The sequence below is a fragment of the Moritella sp. genome (genome assembly GCF_033791185.1).
Lineage (GTDB): Bacteria > Pseudomonadota > Gammaproteobacteria > Enterobacterales > Moritellaceae > Moritella.
Map to the genome: position 1 here is coordinate 1 of NZ_JASJHF010000277.1, position 18262 is coordinate 18262.

13 protein-coding genes and 1 pseudogene are annotated in these 18262 nt (G+C 40.9%); 4 read left to right on the forward strand and 10 right to left on the reverse strand.

Annotated features, from left to right (window positions below; genetic code table 11):
• Window positions 1-76: 76 nt before the first annotated feature.
• Window positions 77-2521, forward strand: coding sequence for a VolA/Pla-1 family phospholipase (locus QNK26_RS15645; protein ID WP_319224796.1), 2445 nt, complete (start codon window positions 77-79; stop codon window positions 2519-2521).
• A 149-nt stretch (window positions 2522-2670) separates the two neighbouring features.
• Here QNK26_RS15645 and QNK26_RS15650 read toward each other — a convergent pair whose 3' ends face one another.
• A complete protein-coding gene (locus QNK26_RS15650) occupies window positions 2671-3120 on the reverse strand; it encodes an AAA family ATPase (protein WP_319224798.1) in 450 nt (149 codons plus the stop codon).
• A 589-nt stretch (window positions 3121-3709) separates the two neighbouring features.
• Here QNK26_RS15650 and QNK26_RS15655 point away from each other — a divergent pair.
• Complete coding sequence (locus QNK26_RS15655) at window positions 3710-6121, forward strand: VolA/Pla-1 family phospholipase (RefSeq protein ID WP_319224800.1); 2412 nt, start codon at window positions 3710-3712, stop codon at window positions 6119-6121.
• 196 nt (window positions 6122-6317) lie between these two features.
• Window positions 6318-7217: a hypothetical protein gene (locus QNK26_RS15660; RefSeq protein ID WP_319224802.1), complete on the forward strand. Its 900-nt coding sequence runs from the start codon at window positions 6318-6320 to the stop codon at window positions 7215-7217.
• Window positions 7218-7286: 69 nt separating this feature from the next.
• Here QNK26_RS15660 and QNK26_RS15665 read toward each other — a convergent pair whose 3' ends face one another.
• The 7 genes from QNK26_RS15665 to QNK26_RS15695 all read right to left on the reverse strand — a co-directional run bounded on the left by QNK26_RS15665 (window position 7287) and on the right by QNK26_RS15695 (window position 14934).
• Window positions 7287-8168, reverse strand: a complete 882-nt coding sequence (locus QNK26_RS15665) for an RNA polymerase sigma factor RpoD/SigA (protein WP_319224804.1) — start codon at window positions 8166-8168, stop codon at window positions 7287-7289.
• Window positions 8169-8340: 172 nt separating this feature from the next.
• Window positions 8341-8685 (reverse strand): metalloregulator ArsR/SmtB family transcription factor, encoded by a 345-nt coding sequence (locus QNK26_RS15670; RefSeq protein ID WP_319224805.1) that lies wholly within the window; start codon window positions 8683-8685, stop codon window positions 8341-8343.
• 66 nt (window positions 8686-8751) lie between these two features.
• On the reverse strand, window positions 8752-9954 hold the full coding sequence (locus tag QNK26_RS15675; RefSeq protein ID WP_319224806.1) for an NnrS family protein: 1203 nt from the start codon (window positions 9952-9954) through the stop codon (window positions 8752-8754).
• A gap of 140 nt (window positions 9955-10094) precedes the next feature.
• Complete coding sequence (locus tag QNK26_RS15680; RefSeq protein WP_319224807.1) at window positions 10095-10331, reverse strand: FeoC-like transcriptional regulator; 237 nt, start codon at window positions 10329-10331, stop codon at window positions 10095-10097.
• On the reverse strand, window positions 10294-12606 hold the full coding sequence (gene feoB, locus QNK26_RS15685; RefSeq protein ID WP_319224808.1) for a Fe(2+) transporter permease subunit FeoB: 2313 nt from the start codon (window positions 12604-12606) through the stop codon (window positions 10294-10296). Before feoB ends, QNK26_RS15680 begins: the two co-directional genes overlap by 38 nt.
• A complete protein-coding gene (locus QNK26_RS15690; protein WP_319224809.1) occupies window positions 12606-12833 on the reverse strand; it encodes a FeoA family protein in 228 nt (75 codons plus the stop codon). The genes feoB and QNK26_RS15690 overlap by 1 nt, the downstream gene beginning before the upstream one ends.
• A gap of 268 nt (window positions 12834-13101) precedes the next feature.
• A complete protein-coding gene (locus QNK26_RS15695) occupies window positions 13102-14934 on the reverse strand; it encodes an ABC transporter ATP-binding protein (RefSeq protein WP_319224810.1) in 1833 nt (610 codons plus the stop codon).
• A 297-nt stretch (window positions 14935-15231) separates the two neighbouring features.
• Here QNK26_RS15695 and QNK26_RS15700 point away from each other — a divergent pair, with 297 nt between their 5' ends.
• A complete protein-coding gene (locus tag QNK26_RS15700) occupies window positions 15232-16473 on the forward strand; it encodes an aromatic amino acid transport family protein (protein ID WP_319224811.1) in 1242 nt (413 codons plus the stop codon).
• Between the two features lie 58 nt (window positions 16474-16531).
• Here the strand turns inward: QNK26_RS15700 and QNK26_RS15705 are convergent, their stop codons facing one another.
• Entirely contained in the window at window positions 16532-17455 is a 924-nt protein-coding gene (locus QNK26_RS15705; RefSeq protein ID WP_319224812.1) for a ribose-phosphate diphosphokinase, read from the reverse strand.
• A 2-nt stretch (window positions 17456-17457) separates the two neighbouring features.
• Window positions 17458-18262, reverse strand: a pseudogene (locus tag QNK26_RS15710) (thymidine phosphorylase); the annotation flags it as partial.

Genomic DNA, 18262 nt, shown 5'->3' on the forward strand with positions numbered 1-18262 from the left:
CGTCAACCAAAAAAACATGTAACACTTAGTTAACGCTGAAGTGTTGGTTTTCTATACTCAAAAATAGGGATTATCAATGAAAAATAAGAAAATTCTTGCGATTACGATAGCAAGCGTGCTTGGATTAACAGCCTGCGGAAATGATAAAACAGATCAAATCAACAATACTGATGACATAATTAAAGATTCTCTTAATCGTCAATCAAGTATCGCGTTTGATTTAATCTCGTCGAAAAAAACCGTATCGATACCCACTTATTTATTGATGGATAGTCCAGATGGTACGTTAAACATTCCACTTAACGTTGACGATGATCCCGACGACCGCAATAATCCAGCGGTAGCGATGAGCGATACAGATGGCTGGAGTCCAACTCAACCTTTCGTCATTGAACTTAGTTTACCGCCAGGCATTACCCTAACAACAAATACTATGTTATTAGAGTCATCCGTTAAAATAGCTAAAATTAAAGTATCAAGCGCGAAGATATTTAGTATCGAAGATCCATCTGCTGATATATTAACAGCAGGTGTCGATTATGAGGTGATTTCAGACGGTAAATCATTAACCGTATTACCGCTTAACGGCAGTCTGCAACATGGCAGTGATTACATCTATGCTATCACCGATGCGTTAGTGGATAGTTCAGGTGAAAAGCTGGGTATGTCGACGAACTATGCAGCACTGAAAAACAAACGGATTAATCAAACTGGTGGTGCCTTAGAAATACCACAAAAAATTGTGTTACAAACTGAAGATTTGATGGATGGTAATGGCATCGCTGATTATGAAAATATTATTTATTCAAGTTGGTTTACTACGTCTTCTGCTGGTGAGGCCTTGTACTTTACTAAAATTGCGACAGCTAAGGCACTTTCAGAAATTACACAAGGGGCCACTGCAAATGAAGTTTGGCAAGGTAGTGCTAATCCAAACACGATAAATCTGACAGGTCTTTATAATCCAATGACTTCAGGACTAACATCAGCCTCATTAGCGTCTATTATACTGAAAGCGACAGGGAAGAATGTTGACACGAGTAAACTTGATACTCTAATGACTGCTCACACCGGTACAATTAAATTACCTTCGTTCCTAGAACGTGAGCTTAACGATGATAAATGGAAGACCACACCTTGGAAAAGTGCTATGCCAAGCCTTGCGATTATCTCTGACGTATTAGATTCTGGCTCTGATGCAGAAAAATTAGAGCTCCGCAGTCAGTTAGCTGCAGCAGGGATTAATCCAGAAAATTTTGCGGATACCGAGGAACAATTCAAACTGATTGGTCAATCATTCACAATTAATGGAAAGCCACTTGATAGTGACCGTTTAATCACAAAGCACAGTCCATTACCACAAGTTAAGCTGATTGAAGATGTGAACTTCTTATTGATCACCCCAAAACTTGATGAAATGGGTGACGCAGTTACCCCCGACAATCAAGTACCTATTGTTATCTATCAACACGGTATTACCTCGATTAAAGAAAATATCTTAACCTCTGTCGACGCGCTTACTAAGGGCTATGCGATACTGGCCATTGACTTACCACTACATGGCGAACGTGCGCTTGATGATGGTACTGTAACAACCTCTTCGACTGCAGAGGTGTTCCTGAACTTTGAATATCTACCTGTTGGTCGTGATAACATGCGCCAAGCCGTCGTTGACCTGCTCGGTTTACGTGCAGGTATAGCGATGATAGGGTCGGCACAGGAAGCCAATTCACCAAGCATAGAAGATACGGCGTTTGCTCTTCTTGATACAAAACAGGTCAGTTTCTTCGGCCACTCACTTGGCGCAATAACAGGCATTAGCTTACAAGCAACAATTGATCGCCCTATGCTAGGCAACGACAGCTTCGCTATTGATAAAGCTGTATTTGCCAACCCAGGTGGTAGTATTCCATACTTACTGCTGAATTCAGACATATTTGCTGGAACGCTTAAACATAGCTTAATGATGGGAGCAAGTACTGATTACCAAACCTTTGCAGAGAAGTCATGTCGTAAAGAAATGGGTTGTTTTAACAAATTCTACAAACGCGCAGCCGCTACGCCAGGAGCTCAAGCAACAGTCGACAAGACACTCCAAAGCTTTGCAATTGCAGCTCAAACGGTTCTTGAAACAGTTGACCCTTTTTCACTTGCACGAAATATCAATACTTCAACACCAATTTACCTAGCTCAAGTCAAAGACGATATGGTCATTCCCAATATTGTAACGACTGAAACAGGAGAGAAAACAGATAATAAAAATGCAGCACCTTTTTCACCTATTGCTGGTACTACACCACTAATCAAACAGCTGGGTCTGGATAATATTGGTACTGACAATACTACAATCAAGAAAGTTGCATTAGTCAACGTCGGTGAACATAGCTCTGCAATTGCATATAATAGGACGACGCCAGGTGCCGCTAAAATTGCAACAGATGAATTACAAAGCCAAATCTCAAACTTCTTAGCGAGTGACGGCTCTAGCACTCAAATTATTGACCCTACCCGACTTGATTAACCCAATAATCAAACCATAAAATGAGTACTTACTCATAACAAACCAAGGTTTAGTGATAACCTTGGTTTGTTAAATAATGCCCCCTATTTAAAAGACTGGCACAGTAAATACGCCACAGCCGATCCTGCTGTATGATGAAGACAAAATACTTAGCTTGGAATATAGCGGCTTTCATCAGGATGAGGTTCATAACTCAGCGCCATTCTAGCCACGATATCAGCTGGTACGTTATGTGTGCTGCTGAACTGTCCGCAGCAATGAATGATGTGTGTTTCGATATTATTATAGCTGGCAGCAATATCTAATAAGGCTGTTAACTCCCATTTTTTAATGGTGGTATTACTCACAACCACCGACAATCCTTTGCTTAATGCATCATGCATATTCTGCTGACAGTGTTGATGAGCGAGCTTGATCTTGCTGGCATCGTAGCAGTATTTACCTTGTTTATTGATGAAGTAATGATCAGCTTCACAATGCACAGCATTAGGCATCGTGTGCATAAAGTGATGAGCGAGTGTGGATTTACCCGAGCCGGGGACCCCACGGATGATGATCAAACAAGATGAAGACGGAATTAGTGGCAATAATACAGACATAAAGGGCAGTTATAAACACGAAAAAGTACGAGACCTCTGAGTATAGGGAATCATTTGCTACATGCAATGTTTGCTGCTGAAAATTAAATTATCGCAACAGCAAAACTGTGACCCATGTTACAAGAATGTTAATTAGGTGATTTTCAGTATCCCTTGCCTATTATGCAAATAAATAAATATTTACACAAACTCAACTTCTGTAAAAAATAAAACAATATATTTTAAATTCATAAACTTAACCTTTATCGCCATTGCTTTATTTAAAATAATTTAAGCTATTATTTTAAAAAATGAATCAAGCTTATTGAGATTTTGGCAATTGCACCAGCTCACAAAATACGTGACACCCTGTTAACGATGAAGTATTAATACTTTACACTCGCAAACAACAAAACGAACTGGTAAGACCATAATCCATAATAAAGATCATAATAACAATAAAGTATTAATACCAAGGAAGATCAGAATATTACAAGGAGAGTAAATGCGACATCCCGATATAATGGATAAATATATATCACGCAGACACCCTCATATTTAACTCATTGTCTTAGTACAAAATAACTATAAATCAAATTCGGAGTTACTAATGAAAAATAAGAAAATTCTTGCTCTTGCTATAGCGAGTACACTTGGATTAACAGCCTGCGGTGATGAAACAACAGAACTCCGTATCGATGAGACCATTAGAGATTCACTTAATCGTCAATCAAGCATTGCATTCGATTTAATTTCTTCGGAAAAAGTAATATCAATTCCAACTTACCTCGCGATGGACGCGAAAAATGGAACGTTGTTTGAAACCGTAGCGGGAGCAAGTACAGATCGAAAAGACCCGAAACTTGCAATGGGTGATACCGATGGCTGGAGCCCGACACAGCCTTTTGTCATTGAGCTTGCTCTACCAACAGGTGTGACGTTAACAACAGATACAGCCTTATTACATGCAGCAGTGAAACTTGCAAAAGTCGACGTATCAAGTAAGAAAATAATGAGTAACCTTGTTGCTTTAACTGCAGGTGTTGATTATACCGTTATCTCAACGGGCACTTCGCTGGCTGTATTGCCACTTAAGGGCAGCCTAGAGCACGGCAGTGATTATATCTATGCCATTACTGATGCGTTAGTGGATAGTTCAGGTGAAAAACTCGGTATGTCGACTAACTATGCCGCACTGAAAAACAAACAGATTGATCAAACTGGTGGTGCCTTAGAAATTCCACAAAAAATTGTCTTACAAGTTGAAGGCTTAATGGATGGTTATGGTATTGCTGACTATGAAAACATTATTTATTCAAGCTGGTTTACTACGTCTTCTGCTGGTGAGGCTTTGTACTTTACAAAGTTAGCAACGGCCTTATCCCTTCAGTATGGAACTGCGAATGCAATCTGGCAAGGCAGTGCAAATCCGAACAGTGTGCCTCTAACAGAGTTATATAATCCAATGGCAACAGGGTTAACACCGGCAACACTTGCATCAATAATGTTAAAATCAACTGGTGTTGATATCTCTGGTTCACCAACAGAAGCGTATTTAAATGGCCAAATTACGGCTCACACAGGCACGATTAAACTTCCTTCGTTCCTAGAGCGTGAAGTTGCCGATGATAAATGGAAAAATACCCCTTGGCAAAGTGGTATGCCTAGCCTTGCAATTATTTCTGGTGTATTAAATTCTGGTACTGACGCGGAGAAATTAGATCTTGGCACGCAATTAGCTACGGAAGGGATTGATCCAACAAATCTAGCTGACCCAGCAGAACAATTAAAACTTATTGGTAAATCATTCACACTTGATGATGATCCTCTTGATGCTGAAAGGCTAATTACCAAATATAGTCCACTGCCACAAATAAAAGTCGTTGAAGATGTTAACTACTTATTAATAATGCCCAACACATATAACGGTACTTCAGTTTCAGCTGCAAATAAAGTACCTGTTGTTATCTATCAACACGGTATTACCTCAATTAAAGAAAATATCCTCGCTTCTGGTGATGCTCTTGTTAAAGGTTATGCAATACTAGCCATTGATTTACCGCTACATGGAGAACGCGCGTTAAGCGATGGTACTGTCGCAAATGCTGCTAACGCAGATGTATTTATGAACTTTGAATACCTCCCAGTTGGCCGTGATAACATGCGCCAAGCCGTAGCCGATCTCATCGGTTTACGTGCCGGTATTACCATGATTGGTGGCGCTCAACAATATGCAGCAAGCTTAGGCGGAACTCTTGGAAATGAGTTTGATTTCTTAGACACACAGAAAGTCAGTTTCTTTGGTCATTCCCTCGGAGCCATGACGGGGATTAACTTACAAGCAACCATTGATCGCCCTATGCCATCAGGTAATGAATTTTTTGCTATTGATAAAGCAGTATTTGCCAACCCAGGCGGCGGTATTCCATATCTGTTACTTAATTCTGCCGCTTTTGGCGGTACTGTTAAGCATGGATTAATGGACGGCTCTAGTGCTGATTATAAGGCATATGCCACTGCAGCTTGTGGACCAGATAAAGCAGCTTGTTTTAATAATTTCTACGACGGCGCTGCAGCAACACCAGGCGCTCAAGCAACGATAAAATCGACATTCCAAAGCTTTGCGGTTGCCGCTCAAACAGTACTTGAAACAGCTGACCCATTTGCGCTTGCGAGAAATATAGATGCTTCGACACCGGTTTACCTAGCACAAGTTAAAGATGAATTAGTCATTCCGAACGATCTAGTTCAGAATGCTAGCTACGCAGCACCTTACTCACCAATAGGTGGTACTACACCGCTAATTGCACAGCTTGGCTTGACTAATATTGGTACAGATAATACTGGAAGTAAGAAAGTAGCATTACTCAATTCTGGTGAGCATAGCTCTGCGATTGTCTATAACCCTGCTTATCCAATAGCGTATAAAGATATTACAGATGAATTACAAAGCCATATTGCAAGTTTCTTAGCGGGTGATGGGACAGCTGCTAGCATTGGAAATTCAAACTTACTTGATTAACCCAATAATCAAACAATAAACTGAGCACTTGCTCATAACAAACCAAGGTTTAGTAATAAACCTTGGTTTTTTTGTTTAATTCTTTATATAAATGTCGTTGAACTATTCCAATCATTTGATATCCAATACATAATCAACTCAAGAATATATTTTTATTTAAACCGAAATAAATCCACTCCAATCAATAAGTGACAGCATGAACATTAAATTAATATCAGGCGTAGTGATCGCAGGACTAGCAGTAAGCTATGTTGGCGGCAAGCTTTACATGACCGATAAAATCGAAAAACAACTTGATGCAAAGATCATTGAAATGCAGCCTATGGTTGATGTTAAATATGGCGACCTTAGTGTTGAACCTAACACCCAGAAAATTCAACTGCACAATGTTGTACTAACCCCTGCAGACGGTAGTGCTAAACCTATCACCATTAATGAAATTACCGTTAATGAACTAGATACTACAGCTGAGTTCCCTACTGCGCTTGACCTAGCGCTAAATGGTATTTCTATCAGTATTGACGATATCGAACCGCAAACCGCAGCGCAGCTTAAAGAGCTTGGCTACAGCGAAGATATGCTTATCAGCTTGTCGACTAAATATACTTACGTTAATAACGTGATGGATTTGCAGTTTGGTTTAAGTGCGCAAGACATAGGAAAAATGGAATACTCGTTAAATCTTGCTAACTTTGAGTTTGATCCAGAGCAGCCAGTCGCATTATTATTTGCCTACCCTAATTTCCAACTTAATGCCGCTGAGTTTACCTATACCGATAACTCATTTGTTGAGCGTTTATTTAAACAAGAAGCACAAACGTCAGATATCAGTGTTGAAGAGTTAAAACAGCGTATATCAGATCAAATTAACACACTACTCGCTGCCGATATTGAGAATGAAAACAATAAATTAAGTGATGAACAAATCAAACTTGCAGGTAATGCAACAGAAGCGTTCATTAAATTTATCAACGATCCGAAAAGCATCACTATTTCAGTCAACCCTGAACAGGCTGTAACACTGGGTGAGATCACTCAGCAACAAAATGACCCAGCTAAGTTAATTTCCTTACTTAACATGGCATTTAAGGCTTAATGTTATAGACATTCGCACTTAACAATAAATACAAGTGATGTCAGCTAATATTAGCTGACATCACACTGTTCATACACCCGTTGTACAAATCGAATCAGCTTCAAAATCAAAATCTTCTTTTACCAAATCATTCGCACATAATTGCTCTCTCACTTGACTCAAGCCATTACGAATAATTTGTCGTACACGTTCACGAGAGATATCCATCAATTGCGCAATCGCCTCTAAGCTCATCGGATCTTGGCCTTTAAAACCAAAACGCAAACGGATGATATTCTGGCTGCGTACGGGTAAATATTCTAACAATACATCCATATATTCATAATAGTCACATTTTTCATGGCGAATATCAGGTTGGCAATTGGCTTCTGCAGCGACTAAATCTTTTAGGCTGGCTAACAAATTATCGCCACTGCGGACTTCTTTATCCAGTGAGCCTTCATTAAAATAATGACCTAAAATGTTAAGTACCTTACGGGGGGAAATTTTTAACTCTTGTGAGATTTGAGTAATACCTTCGTTGGTATCAAGATCAAGACCAAGCTCAGAAGAGGCTTTTAGTATCTTTTTATAGACTCGGGTAACATGAATGGGAATACGAATAGTACGAGAATGGTTCATGATGTACTGTTCGATATTGTTTCTTATCCACCAAACTGCATATGTTGAAAATCGACAACCTCGTTCTGGATCGAACTTATCAACCGCATGCATTAACCCCGTATTACCCTCTTGGATAATCTCATCCCAATCGGGCGAATAATTTTGATATTTCTTTGCTACCATAAGTACCAATCTCAAATTAGATTGGATCATCGTATTACGTGCTGCCTTATCTCCATTTGCCGCAGCAACCGCTGTATCGTATTCTTCTTGTTTAGACAATAACTGACTAAACCGCTGTAATTCATCAAAGTACACATCAAGTGCGCTGCTAGTCATGTTATTCATTAATCATCCCTGTTTATGAGCTAGTACTATACTAACACAGCAAGGTGACAGGTCGTCTTGTTTTATTGTGGTCAATATCACTAAATATTACTTCATAACAGAAAGTTAACCTGGCAGGGGAAAGCGTGAAGAAATAATCTAAAGTGTATATTGAAAATTCATAATGGGGTTATTATTTACATGAGGAGTCACTGTCTGGGCGGCAGGACATTTCAGCCAAACGTGTTACTTCTTCTTTAATACTCTCAGCATTATTCGCTAACGAGAGTGATAATATCTGTTGTGCCCAATCAGGTAACTGAGGATTAATTTGATAATAAATCCATTGTCCCTGTCGTCTAATAACCACAAGTTTATGTTGACGTAACAAGGCTAGATGGCGTGATATTTTAGGTTGGCTTTGATCTAATGCGTGTGTTAATTCACACACGCATAATTCACTCTCTTGCTGTATCAATAGTATGCTTTTCAACCGAGTATCGTCAGCTAAGCATTTGTAAAATTGGATTAAATCCATAATTAAGTTCATTTAAATGGTAGATGCCGCCACTTTATCTAAACCTTGTTTAGCTGTCAAATAGTTCTAACCCGGTCTGCCGTCTACCCGTGCTTTAACCAACATAGGTGCATAATTATAGACAAATAGGCCAAAAGCGATAAGCCAGAATACAATGCTCACGTTGATAAACGTAATATAATGCTGCATCCAGAAAATCGGACCAATCACGCGGATGATGGTAGCAATAAAGATACTCAAGAAAGCCAAAAACATCGTTTGTGGTTGTTGCAGCATACGTCCAGTATGACCCAAAGATACCCGAGAAATCATAGCTAAAATAAGTCCCCCCATGCCACCAATCGTAAGCAGATGCCATAAATGGCTGACAAACGGCACATTAATAAAGTAGCTCATGCCGATAGTAAATAAACCCGTCCAGATAAAAAATAACGCACCGTGAATTGACCATAACAGCGGTACACCGAAAGTGATCCAAGGCTTCCAGCGACACCAACGGACAGCTTGGCCAATTGCCGATAGGATGAATAAAATCCCCATTACAAAGTCAGGAACCGCTAATAAAGGCTGAATTAATAACAATGCGGTTATCACCGCTAAAGACCCTGTAGCCACTTTTTCTAACCAAGGTAATGGCAAGACTTTTGCTGTCTTGGTACCGTTGGCAGTAAACATAGGCACAACCCTGCCCGCCATTACTGACATTAACAATGCCATGAGCATTACTGATGCATAAGCCGCTTGGTTAACCGTCATGTTCGCTAGCCCTAATTTGGCCAGATGCATTTCAATATTAGCGATGGTAAATAATACTAACAAAGGTACAAAAAACAAATTACGATACTGTTTTATTTTCAGTAACGGTTTCGCTAAAATGTAGGCAACCGCAGGTAAAAAGCTTAAATCAATCAATATGATAACATAATCATTCAATAACGTAGGGAGCAGTAATGCAACCCGCCCTGCCAGCCAAAGCATAAACAAACCCAGCAACGGCAACCCTGAAACACCACGTAACCCTGTCCAATTTTGAATCGCGGTTAACAAGAAACCGGCAACAATCGCGCAGCCAAAGCCAAATAACATTTCATGAATGTGCCACCATAACCCGCCACCATAAGGCTGGAACGAGATATAACCTGACAACATTGCACCCCATAACATTAATGCAATAACGCTAAATAAAGCGCCAGCTAAGAAAAATGGACGAAAGCCGAGGCGTAACACAGGGAGGATCTTTTGTTCCTCCGCTAAGTCAGTAATTTGCATTGATTTAACCTTTTAATTAAGAATTGTCTTAAGTATATAAGGTAAAAGAAAGCCTGTAATTGACAAAAGGCAAATACCCTACTTAATTAGTCAAGTATTTGCCTTTTTATTGATGCTATTAGAGTTTACGAATAAATAGCTTAGTTCAACACTGTAATCGCGAGCTCATTCTCATCATTCCAACGATACCAAACATCGCAGTTTACTTGCCCAAGTCGAGGGCGTTCACTCACTGTTGTCGATACCTTGCCTTTCGCGACCCAAAGAGCCAGCATCGCATCGATACCGTCTTCGCTAATGGCAAATTTTTTGGCTAGTTCAGCACGACTGGTTTTGCCGTTAGCAACAAGATGATCTTTCAGGCGTGTTAAAATCATATTTGCCCTGCTCCTCTTGTAGTTTTAGTTTTTTTCCTTGCAGTTTCAACAGTGCAATAACAACCAACATCACGACGCTGAAGAAAGTAATCCAGCTCATACTTGAAGCGGGATGCGCTGAAAACTCAGCGATTTGATAGTACATACTGGCAACAAAATAGCCTAAGAACATAGTCCAGCTAGCAATAAATACGGCAAATTGACGACCAAACTCACGAACATAAGCCCCCATTGCAGCAGCACAAGGAGTATATAAAAGGATGAAGAGTAAGAATGCAAACGCCGCGGCATCGGAACTAAAACTCTCTTTTAAATTACCAAAGATAGTAACATCAACTTCTTGATCGTCAGCAACGGCATCCATGTCGGTTAAATCGCCCACGTCGACACCCAATGGATCTGAATAACTTAAATCAGCTAAATTTGCAGGGATAGATAACACTGCTTCTTGTAAACTTGCTAACAAGTCGAATTCAGCATCATCACCTTCAGCACTTGAATACAAGCTATTCAAAGTACCAATAACCGCTTCTTTAGCAAAAATACCGGTGATGATACCCACAGTCGCTTGCCAATTATCGGCTTTAATACCAATTGGCGCCAGCAATGGCGTCGCCACTTGTGCAACTTGTGATAATACCGAGTTTTCCGTCTCTTCGTTACCAAAGCTGCCATCCGTTCCCAATGAGTTAAAGAAACTTAAGAATGCGACAACTAAGACAATGGTTTTACCTGCACCAAATACAAACCGTTTCAGTTTTTGCCAAGTGATGATCAACATGTTTTGCATTGTTGGTAATTCGTAATCCGGCATTTCCATAATAAAGCTATCACTACGACCTGGATATAGGCTCCAACGCAATAATATGCCAGTGAATACCGCCACTAAAATACCAATAAGATATAAAGCAAAAACAATATTTTGACCATGTTCAGGGAAGAATGCCGCTGAAAATAACGCGTAAACAGGTAATCGAGCACCACATGACATAAAGGGAGCCATGGCCGCGGCTAATCGACGCTCACGTTCATGCTCCAATGTGCGAGTCGCCATAATAGCGGGTACATTACAACCAAAACCCAATACCAATGGCACAAATGCTTTACCTGGTAAGCCGATTTTTTGCATTACTTTATCCAGCACAAACGCCGCTCGCGCCATATAGCCGGAACTCTCCAATAACGACAGGAATAAATACAAACAGCCAATAACGGGAATAAAGGTTGCTACCGTTTGAATACCACCGCCGATACCATTGGCAAGAATAGTCACTAGCCAGACAGGTAATACCCCATCAAGCAGATAATGCCCGCCATCAACCAGTACACTACCAAAGCTAATATCAAAGAAATCAATAAACGCGCCGCCGATGTTAATCGAGAACATAAACATCAGGTACATAACAGCGAAGAAGAACGGAATACCAATGTATTTATTCAATACCACTTGGTCGACTTTATCACTGAATGAACGGCTTAATTTACCTTCCTGACGACGAACTTTATTACACAACTGATGTAAGAAGGTATAACGTACATTGGCAATATGAAAATCAGTTTCGATTGACTTCGCAAGTTGCTTCTTTGTCTCGGCAACATGCATCATGTTATCTAGACTGAGCAGATCGACAATTAATGAGTCATTTTCTAATGCGCGCACTGCCAGTGAACGAGTCGTAACATCTTGATCAATAAAATGAACATCTAGTTGGCTAATCGCCGCTTCAATCTCGTGACCATAATCCATCACCAGCGGCGACACTGTCACGCCTTTTTGTACTAATGAATGCAGATCTTGTTTAAAGCTCTTCACTTCACCTTTAGCATTGGCGGACAAGGCTAATACTGGGCAGCCCAGAGCCTTTTCTAATTTTTTAATATCGAGGACTTGGCGTTGGCGGGCTAATACGTCCATCTTGTTGAGTACCACCACCATTGGGCGACCTAATTCACGCAATTGCAATGTCATGTATAAACTGCGCTCAAGACATGATGCATCAACAACATTAATAATAAGGTCCGCAGCATGATTCAACGCCGCTTTCGATGCGATCATTTCATCAACACTGTTCACTTCATTACTGCTGTCCAAGGCATAAATACCCGGTAAATCGGTTAACAAAAATTCATCACCGGCGTGACCATAACGCCCTGTTTTTTTATCCACAGTAACCCCAGCCCAGTTACCAACACGCTGGTTAGCACCGGTTAAGGCATTAAATAACGTGGTTTTACCACTATTCGGGTTACCAATCGTGAGGATTTGATACAACATTAAGCCACCTCTACTTCAATTTGTTGCGCAAGTAGTTGACGAATCGCAACAGAAACACCACGAACAGATATTTGTAAAGGATCACCCATAGGCGCACGACGAATCAGCGTTATTTCGGTCTGTGGCAATACGCCCATAACCATTAACTTCTTACGTGTGTCAGCTGGTAAACCCGACATATCGGTAATTTTAGCGACAACACCATCGTTTAATAACGCTAACTTCATATCTACTCCCAATCCTAATGATAACTATTATTATTAATATTCTACGCTCGCAGTATAAATAACTCTTGATATGAATCAATACGGTATAAAAAAAATCATCAAAATGACGTAAAAATAATCATAAAGGAGTATTTCTATATAACGGGAAGATTTATAAGCGATAGCAAAATGAAACAAAAGACTATATGCAACTCACCACAATGGCTGTTTTGTGAGCTGCATATTATTGAGGACTATTTTTAAGCACAGTTTTTAATAATTAGCATCATTAAGCGTTTTCACCGATGAAACCACCGGTTTGATGAGCCCAAAGTTTGGCATAAATACCGTGTTGAGCCAGCAATTCTTGGTGCGAACCCTGCTCCATCACACGGCCTTCATCTAAAATAATCAAACGATCCATCGCTGCAATGGTTGATAAGCGGTGAGCAATCGCAATCACAGTTTTGCCCTCCATCAGCTCATTTAAGCTATCTTGAATAGCCGATTCCACTTCAGAATCTAACGCTGAGGTTGCTTCATCTAATACCAAGATCGGTGCATCTTTTAATAACACCCGAGAAATAGCAATACGTTGACGCTGGCCACCCGAGAGTTTAACCCCACGTTCACCAACTTGGGCATCATAACCCTGGTTACCAAAGGTATCCGTCAAGGTACTAATAAACTCATGCGCACAAGCTTGCTTTGTGGCTTGAAGCAACTGAGCTTCGCTGGCGTCGGGATCACCATACATAATATTGTCACGAATAGTACGATGTAGTAACGAGGTATCTTGCGTCACCATGCCAATTTGACCACGTAAACTGTCTTGCTGGATATCACTGATATTTTGGCCATCAATTTTAATGGCGCCCGATTCCACATCATGAAAACGCATTAACAAGTTAACCAAGGTCGATTTACCCGCACCTGAGCGCCCCACTAAACCGACCTTTTCACCCGGTTTGATCTTGAGGTTTAAGTTATCAATGACACCCGATGATTCACCGTAATGGAAACTGATGTTATCGAACTCGATTTCACCTGAAGATACCTTTAATGGTTTCGCATTTGGTTTATCTTCGATATCAATTGGTTTGGCTAACGTATTCATGCCGTCAATCACGGTGCCCATATTTTCAAACAGGCCACCAATTTCCCACATGATCCATTTGGACATGCTGTTAAGGCGTAGCGCTAAGCTGATCGCAACAGCAATAACACCAACACTTAAACTCGCATCTAACCACAATAGGATTGAAATAGCCGCAACCCCAAACAGTAAAAGATAATTTAATAACTCGACGCAAAAAGTAAAGCCCGTGACTAAGCGCATTTGCTTGTGCACAGTAACGAGGAATTCATCCATGCCTTCTTCGGCATACACCATTTCCCGGGAATTATGCGAGAACAATTTAACCGTAGTAATGTTAGTATAGCTATCGACTAATCGGCCTGTCATCATTGAACGGGCATTGGCTTGCTCTGTCGAGATCTGTTTAAGCTTAGGCACAAAATATAATTGAATCGCCACAAAGCCAACAAACCACGCTAGCATAGGCAACATCAAGCGTATATCCGCTTGCCCAATCATGACCAACATCGCGATAAAATATACCGAGATATATACCAACACATCGAGTAATTTCATCACAGTTTCACGCACAGATAACGCGGTTTGCATTACTTTTGTGGCAATACGTCCAGCAAAGTCACTTTGGAAAAACGACACACTTTGGCGTAATAAATAACGGTGTGCTAACCAACGAATCGACATCGGGTAATTACCCAGTAATGTCTGATGCATAATCAGCGAGTGCAATAATACCAGTAATGGCATCCCCACCAGAACCAACACACTGAGTCCGATCAAATTCGAGCTTTCTTCGGTTAAAAAACTCGCTGGATCATGAGTTGATAACCAATCCACCAGCTGCCCCATAAAACCAAATAATGAGACCTCCAAAATAGCGATCATCGCGCTTAATATCGCCATCGCTAATAAAGGCGATTCAAAACCACGAGTATAATAACGGCAAAAAGCAACCAAACCTTGTGGCGGTTGTTCTGGCTGATGCTTAGGGAACGCCGAAGACATTTTTTCGAAAAACTTAAACATAAAAGATCATTATCTGAGCAAATTAAAGACCCGCTATGGTACTACGTAATTGACTAAGTTCGTAGGCCTGTTCACTACATCAATTAAGTTTAAGCGCGACATAACCTTATAAACGCCGCAAAAAACCAGCTGTAAAGATTAAATTACACTTCACGGCCACTATTTTACACCAAAGCTATTGCAATACACCGCATAAAGTAAGTAAACTCGCTAAACCTTAGAGGTTCATGGATGTTTAAGGTTTTCATTGTAAACATTGGTTTACAGGCTCAAATTATTATCCGTATTGGAATGTTTATGACTGCGAATAAGATAGTAGGAAGTACCCTCATTATTGCTGGCACCGCTCTTGGCGGTGGTATGTTGGCTTTACCCCTTGCATCTGCTGGTTTAGGTTTCTATACCTCGGCATTTTTGATCATCGCTAACTGGGGATTAATGACGTATACAGCATTACTCATGTTAGAGATCCATCAGCATGCCGAACAAGATGCAACACTTAACTCGCTGGCAAAAAATTTACTGGGTAAGCCAGGTCAATATCTCGCGACGTTTGCTTCTTTCTTTTTATTCTATGCACTTTGTGCTGCGTATATCGCAGGTGGCGGTTCGCAGTTAACCCACAAAATAAATGATTTATTAGACTTAGGATTAACGCCACAGTTTGGCGCGATATTACTGACCATCATAGTCGCAACCGTGGTTTCTATTGGCACTCATTCCGTTGATCTGGTAAACCGCATCTTGTTTAGCGTAAAAATTATTGTCCTAGCATTAACGCTAAGCTTGTTATTTCCACACATAGAATCGATTAATTTGTTAGAAATGCCGGTACAGCAAGGATTATTATTATCTGCGTTACCGGTTATTTTTACTTCGTTTGGTTTTCACGGCAGTATCCCATCAATCGTCCGTTATGTGGGTATTGACATTAAAACCCTGAAGAAAGTCATGATTTGCGGTGCATCTGCGCCACTGGTTATCTACCTGTTATGGCAAGTAGCAACACAAGGTGTATTAAGCCAAAGCAGCTTAATGGCGAATAACTCTTTAACCACTTTTATTACCTCGCTCAGTTCGGTATTGCAACAGCCACAAGTGAGCCAATCCGTTTCTGTATTCGCAGATCTGGCTTTAGCGACGTCATTCTTAGGTGTAAGTTTAGGTTTATTTGATTTGTTATCAGGCATGATGAAACGTGCTAATATCAATGGCGATGTTAACAATGGTAGCCACAATCGCAGTGACGGTAAATCACACCGCATGAAAACAGCTTTAGTGACATTTTTACCACCACTGTCTTTCGCACTATTTTACCCACAAGGTTTCATTAGTGCGTTAGGTTATGCGGCGATCGCACTGGTTATTCTGGCTATTTTCTTACCCGTGGCGATGGTATCTAAACAACGTAAAGCGCAAGCAAGCGGTTATAGAGTGATGGGTGGTAATGTAACCCTAGTCCTTGCAAGCTTAATGGGTTGCTTGATTATCGCATCACAATTTTTGCAAATGGCGGATGTGATCCCGTCGGTCGGTTAGAGTTGCTAACAGCCATATTCTGAATAAAGTAAGCTAAAATACAGTAAGCCTCAGTTTTTCATAACGATGAATTATCATCTGCCACTGAGGCTATACTGTGGTTAATCGGCGCCACGAGAATATCACTCAGATCCAGCAAGTTAGAAGAATGTGGTATGGAGTTCGAGGTAATTAATTTAGTGACTCCTCTCTCTATCAACAGTTCATCAACTCCGTCAACAAATATACCGTGAATGGAGGCACAAAATATCTGTTTAATCCCCTGCAGATGTAACGCATCAATACATTTTAAAACGGTCTGGCCACTGGCGATCACGTCATCAATGATCACCGCGGTATATTCTTTAAAGTCGCTTAAATCAGGTAAGGATACAATCACATTACGATCACCCAAGCGTTGCTTACTGCCGACAACATAAGGATGGTTACAGGTTTTAGCAACCTGCGAAACCCATTGCTGACTTTCTGCATCAGGACCAACTAATAACATGGTTTTTTGACTCAATAACCAGTGTATTAATAACGGCTCGGCATGCACAACCTGATTTGGAATAGAGTAAATTTCATCAAGAGAATGGTAGCGGTGCAAATGTGGATCGACAGTAACTAACCAGTCTATTTGCTGTGATAGTTGACTGGCAAAAATACGAGATGTAACCGCTTCGCCAGTAGTAAAACGTTTATCTTGGCGCATATAACAAAGATAAGGTGCAACAAGTCCGACTGAAGCAGCGCCCAATTCATGCAATGTGGCGACTAAAAATAACAGCTGCAGATATTTATCGTCTGGGTGGGAAAGATCTGCTAGCACAATACAGTCCCGATCTTGGACTCCCGTATCGATACGCAAATAAGACTCACCATCAGGAAATCGTCGATAACTGTATTGGCCATTCATTGCCGGTAACCGCTGACATAATGGTGCCTGTAGAGGATGCTCAGCTAGGCTGAATAATATCGGGGTTTTCGATGTTACGCTCATGATTATACTCCAATTTCAAATAAATCACGATTATCGCGAAAATACCCCAAGGCATAATCACGCTGACCTAAGGTATCAGTAAATAAGGTAAACAGCGGCATACCTTGAACGACCTTATCACCAACATCAATATGCAATCGCATTCCGGCACCTCGTTCTTTGGGGGCGCCTGCTAGTTTTGCCAGCCGAGCAAGGCGACGATTATCAATACTCCGAACATAGCCGTCGCGTTTGGCATATTCGATACTATGATGATTTGCTTTCGGTATTTTGTTACCCGCTCCTTGCGCGTCAACGATTCGCTGAAACTGCAGCCAAGCCTGTCCACTATCGAGTATTTCGGTCGCCGTCTGCAAGGCGACATCGACTCCATAACCATAGGCAAAATCAAGTAACTCCGCGGATAATTGCAACGCACGTAAACGCAGATCTTGTGGTACTTGGCCACGCCGCTGAAGCACAGCTAGCACATCGCGCGCTTCTTCTGCGGGGCCAATACCGCGACCAATAGGATGACTGCCATCACTAATAACACAGCGAATTCCAAGACCGAGTGTAGTGCCGACTTCAATAAATAAATTGGCGAGGCGTTCAGCATCAGCGAATGTTCTTATCTTAGCGGTATCGCCAACAGGGATATCAATCAGAACATGGGTTGAGCCAGCGGCTATCTTTTTAGATAATACCGATGCAATTAACTGCCCTTCACCATCGAGATTTAATGCGCTTTCGATTCGTATTAGGATCTCATCTATAGGACTTAAATTCACTGCCGCTCCCCACACGAGGCAAGCCCCATTTTTATCA

Excerpts from the sequence above, each read along its gene's own strand:
- QNK26_RS15645 (WP_319224796.1), top strand. The coding sequence starts at position 77 with ATGAAAAATAAGAAAATTCTTGCGATTACGATAGCAAGCGTGCTTGGA.
- QNK26_RS15650 (WP_319224798.1), bottom strand. The coding sequence starts at position 3,120 with ATGTCTGTATTATTGCCACTAATTCCGTCTTCATCTTGTTTGATCATC.
- QNK26_RS15655 (WP_319224800.1), top strand. The coding sequence starts at position 3,710 with ATGAAAAATAAGAAAATTCTTGCTCTTGCTATAGCGAGTACACTTGGA.
- QNK26_RS15660 (WP_319224802.1), top strand. The coding sequence starts at position 6,318 with ATGAACATTAAATTAATATCAGGCGTAGTGATCGCAGGACTAGCAGTA.
- QNK26_RS15665 (WP_319224804.1), bottom strand. The coding sequence starts at position 8,168 with ATGAATAACATGACTAGCAGCGCACTTGATGTGTACTTTGATGAATTA.
- QNK26_RS15670 (WP_319224805.1), bottom strand. The coding sequence starts at position 8,685 with ATGGATTTAATCCAATTTTACAAATGCTTAGCTGACGATACTCGGTTG.
- QNK26_RS15675 (WP_319224806.1), bottom strand. The coding sequence starts at position 9,954 with ATGCAAATTACTGACTTAGCGGAGGAACAAAAGATCCTCCCTGTGTTA.
- QNK26_RS15680 (WP_319224807.1), bottom strand. The coding sequence starts at position 10,331 with ATGATTTTAACACGCCTGAAAGATCATCTTGTTGCTAACGGCAAAACC.
- feoB (WP_319224808.1), bottom strand. The coding sequence starts at position 12,606 with ATGTTGTATCAAATCCTCACGATTGGTAACCCGAATAGTGGTAAAACC.
- QNK26_RS15690 (WP_319224809.1), bottom strand. The coding sequence starts at position 12,833 with ATGAAGTTAGCGTTATTAAACGATGGTGTTGTCGCTAAAATTACCGAT.
- QNK26_RS15695 (WP_319224810.1), bottom strand. The coding sequence starts at position 14,934 with ATGTTTAAGTTTTTCGAAAAAATGTCTTCGGCGTTCCCTAAGCATCAG.
- QNK26_RS15700 (WP_319224811.1), top strand. The coding sequence starts at position 15,232 with ATGACTGCGAATAAGATAGTAGGAAGTACCCTCATTATTGCTGGCACC.
- QNK26_RS15705 (WP_319224812.1), bottom strand. The coding sequence starts at position 17,455 with ATGAGCGTAACATCGAAAACCCCGATATTATTCAGCCTAGCTGAGCAT.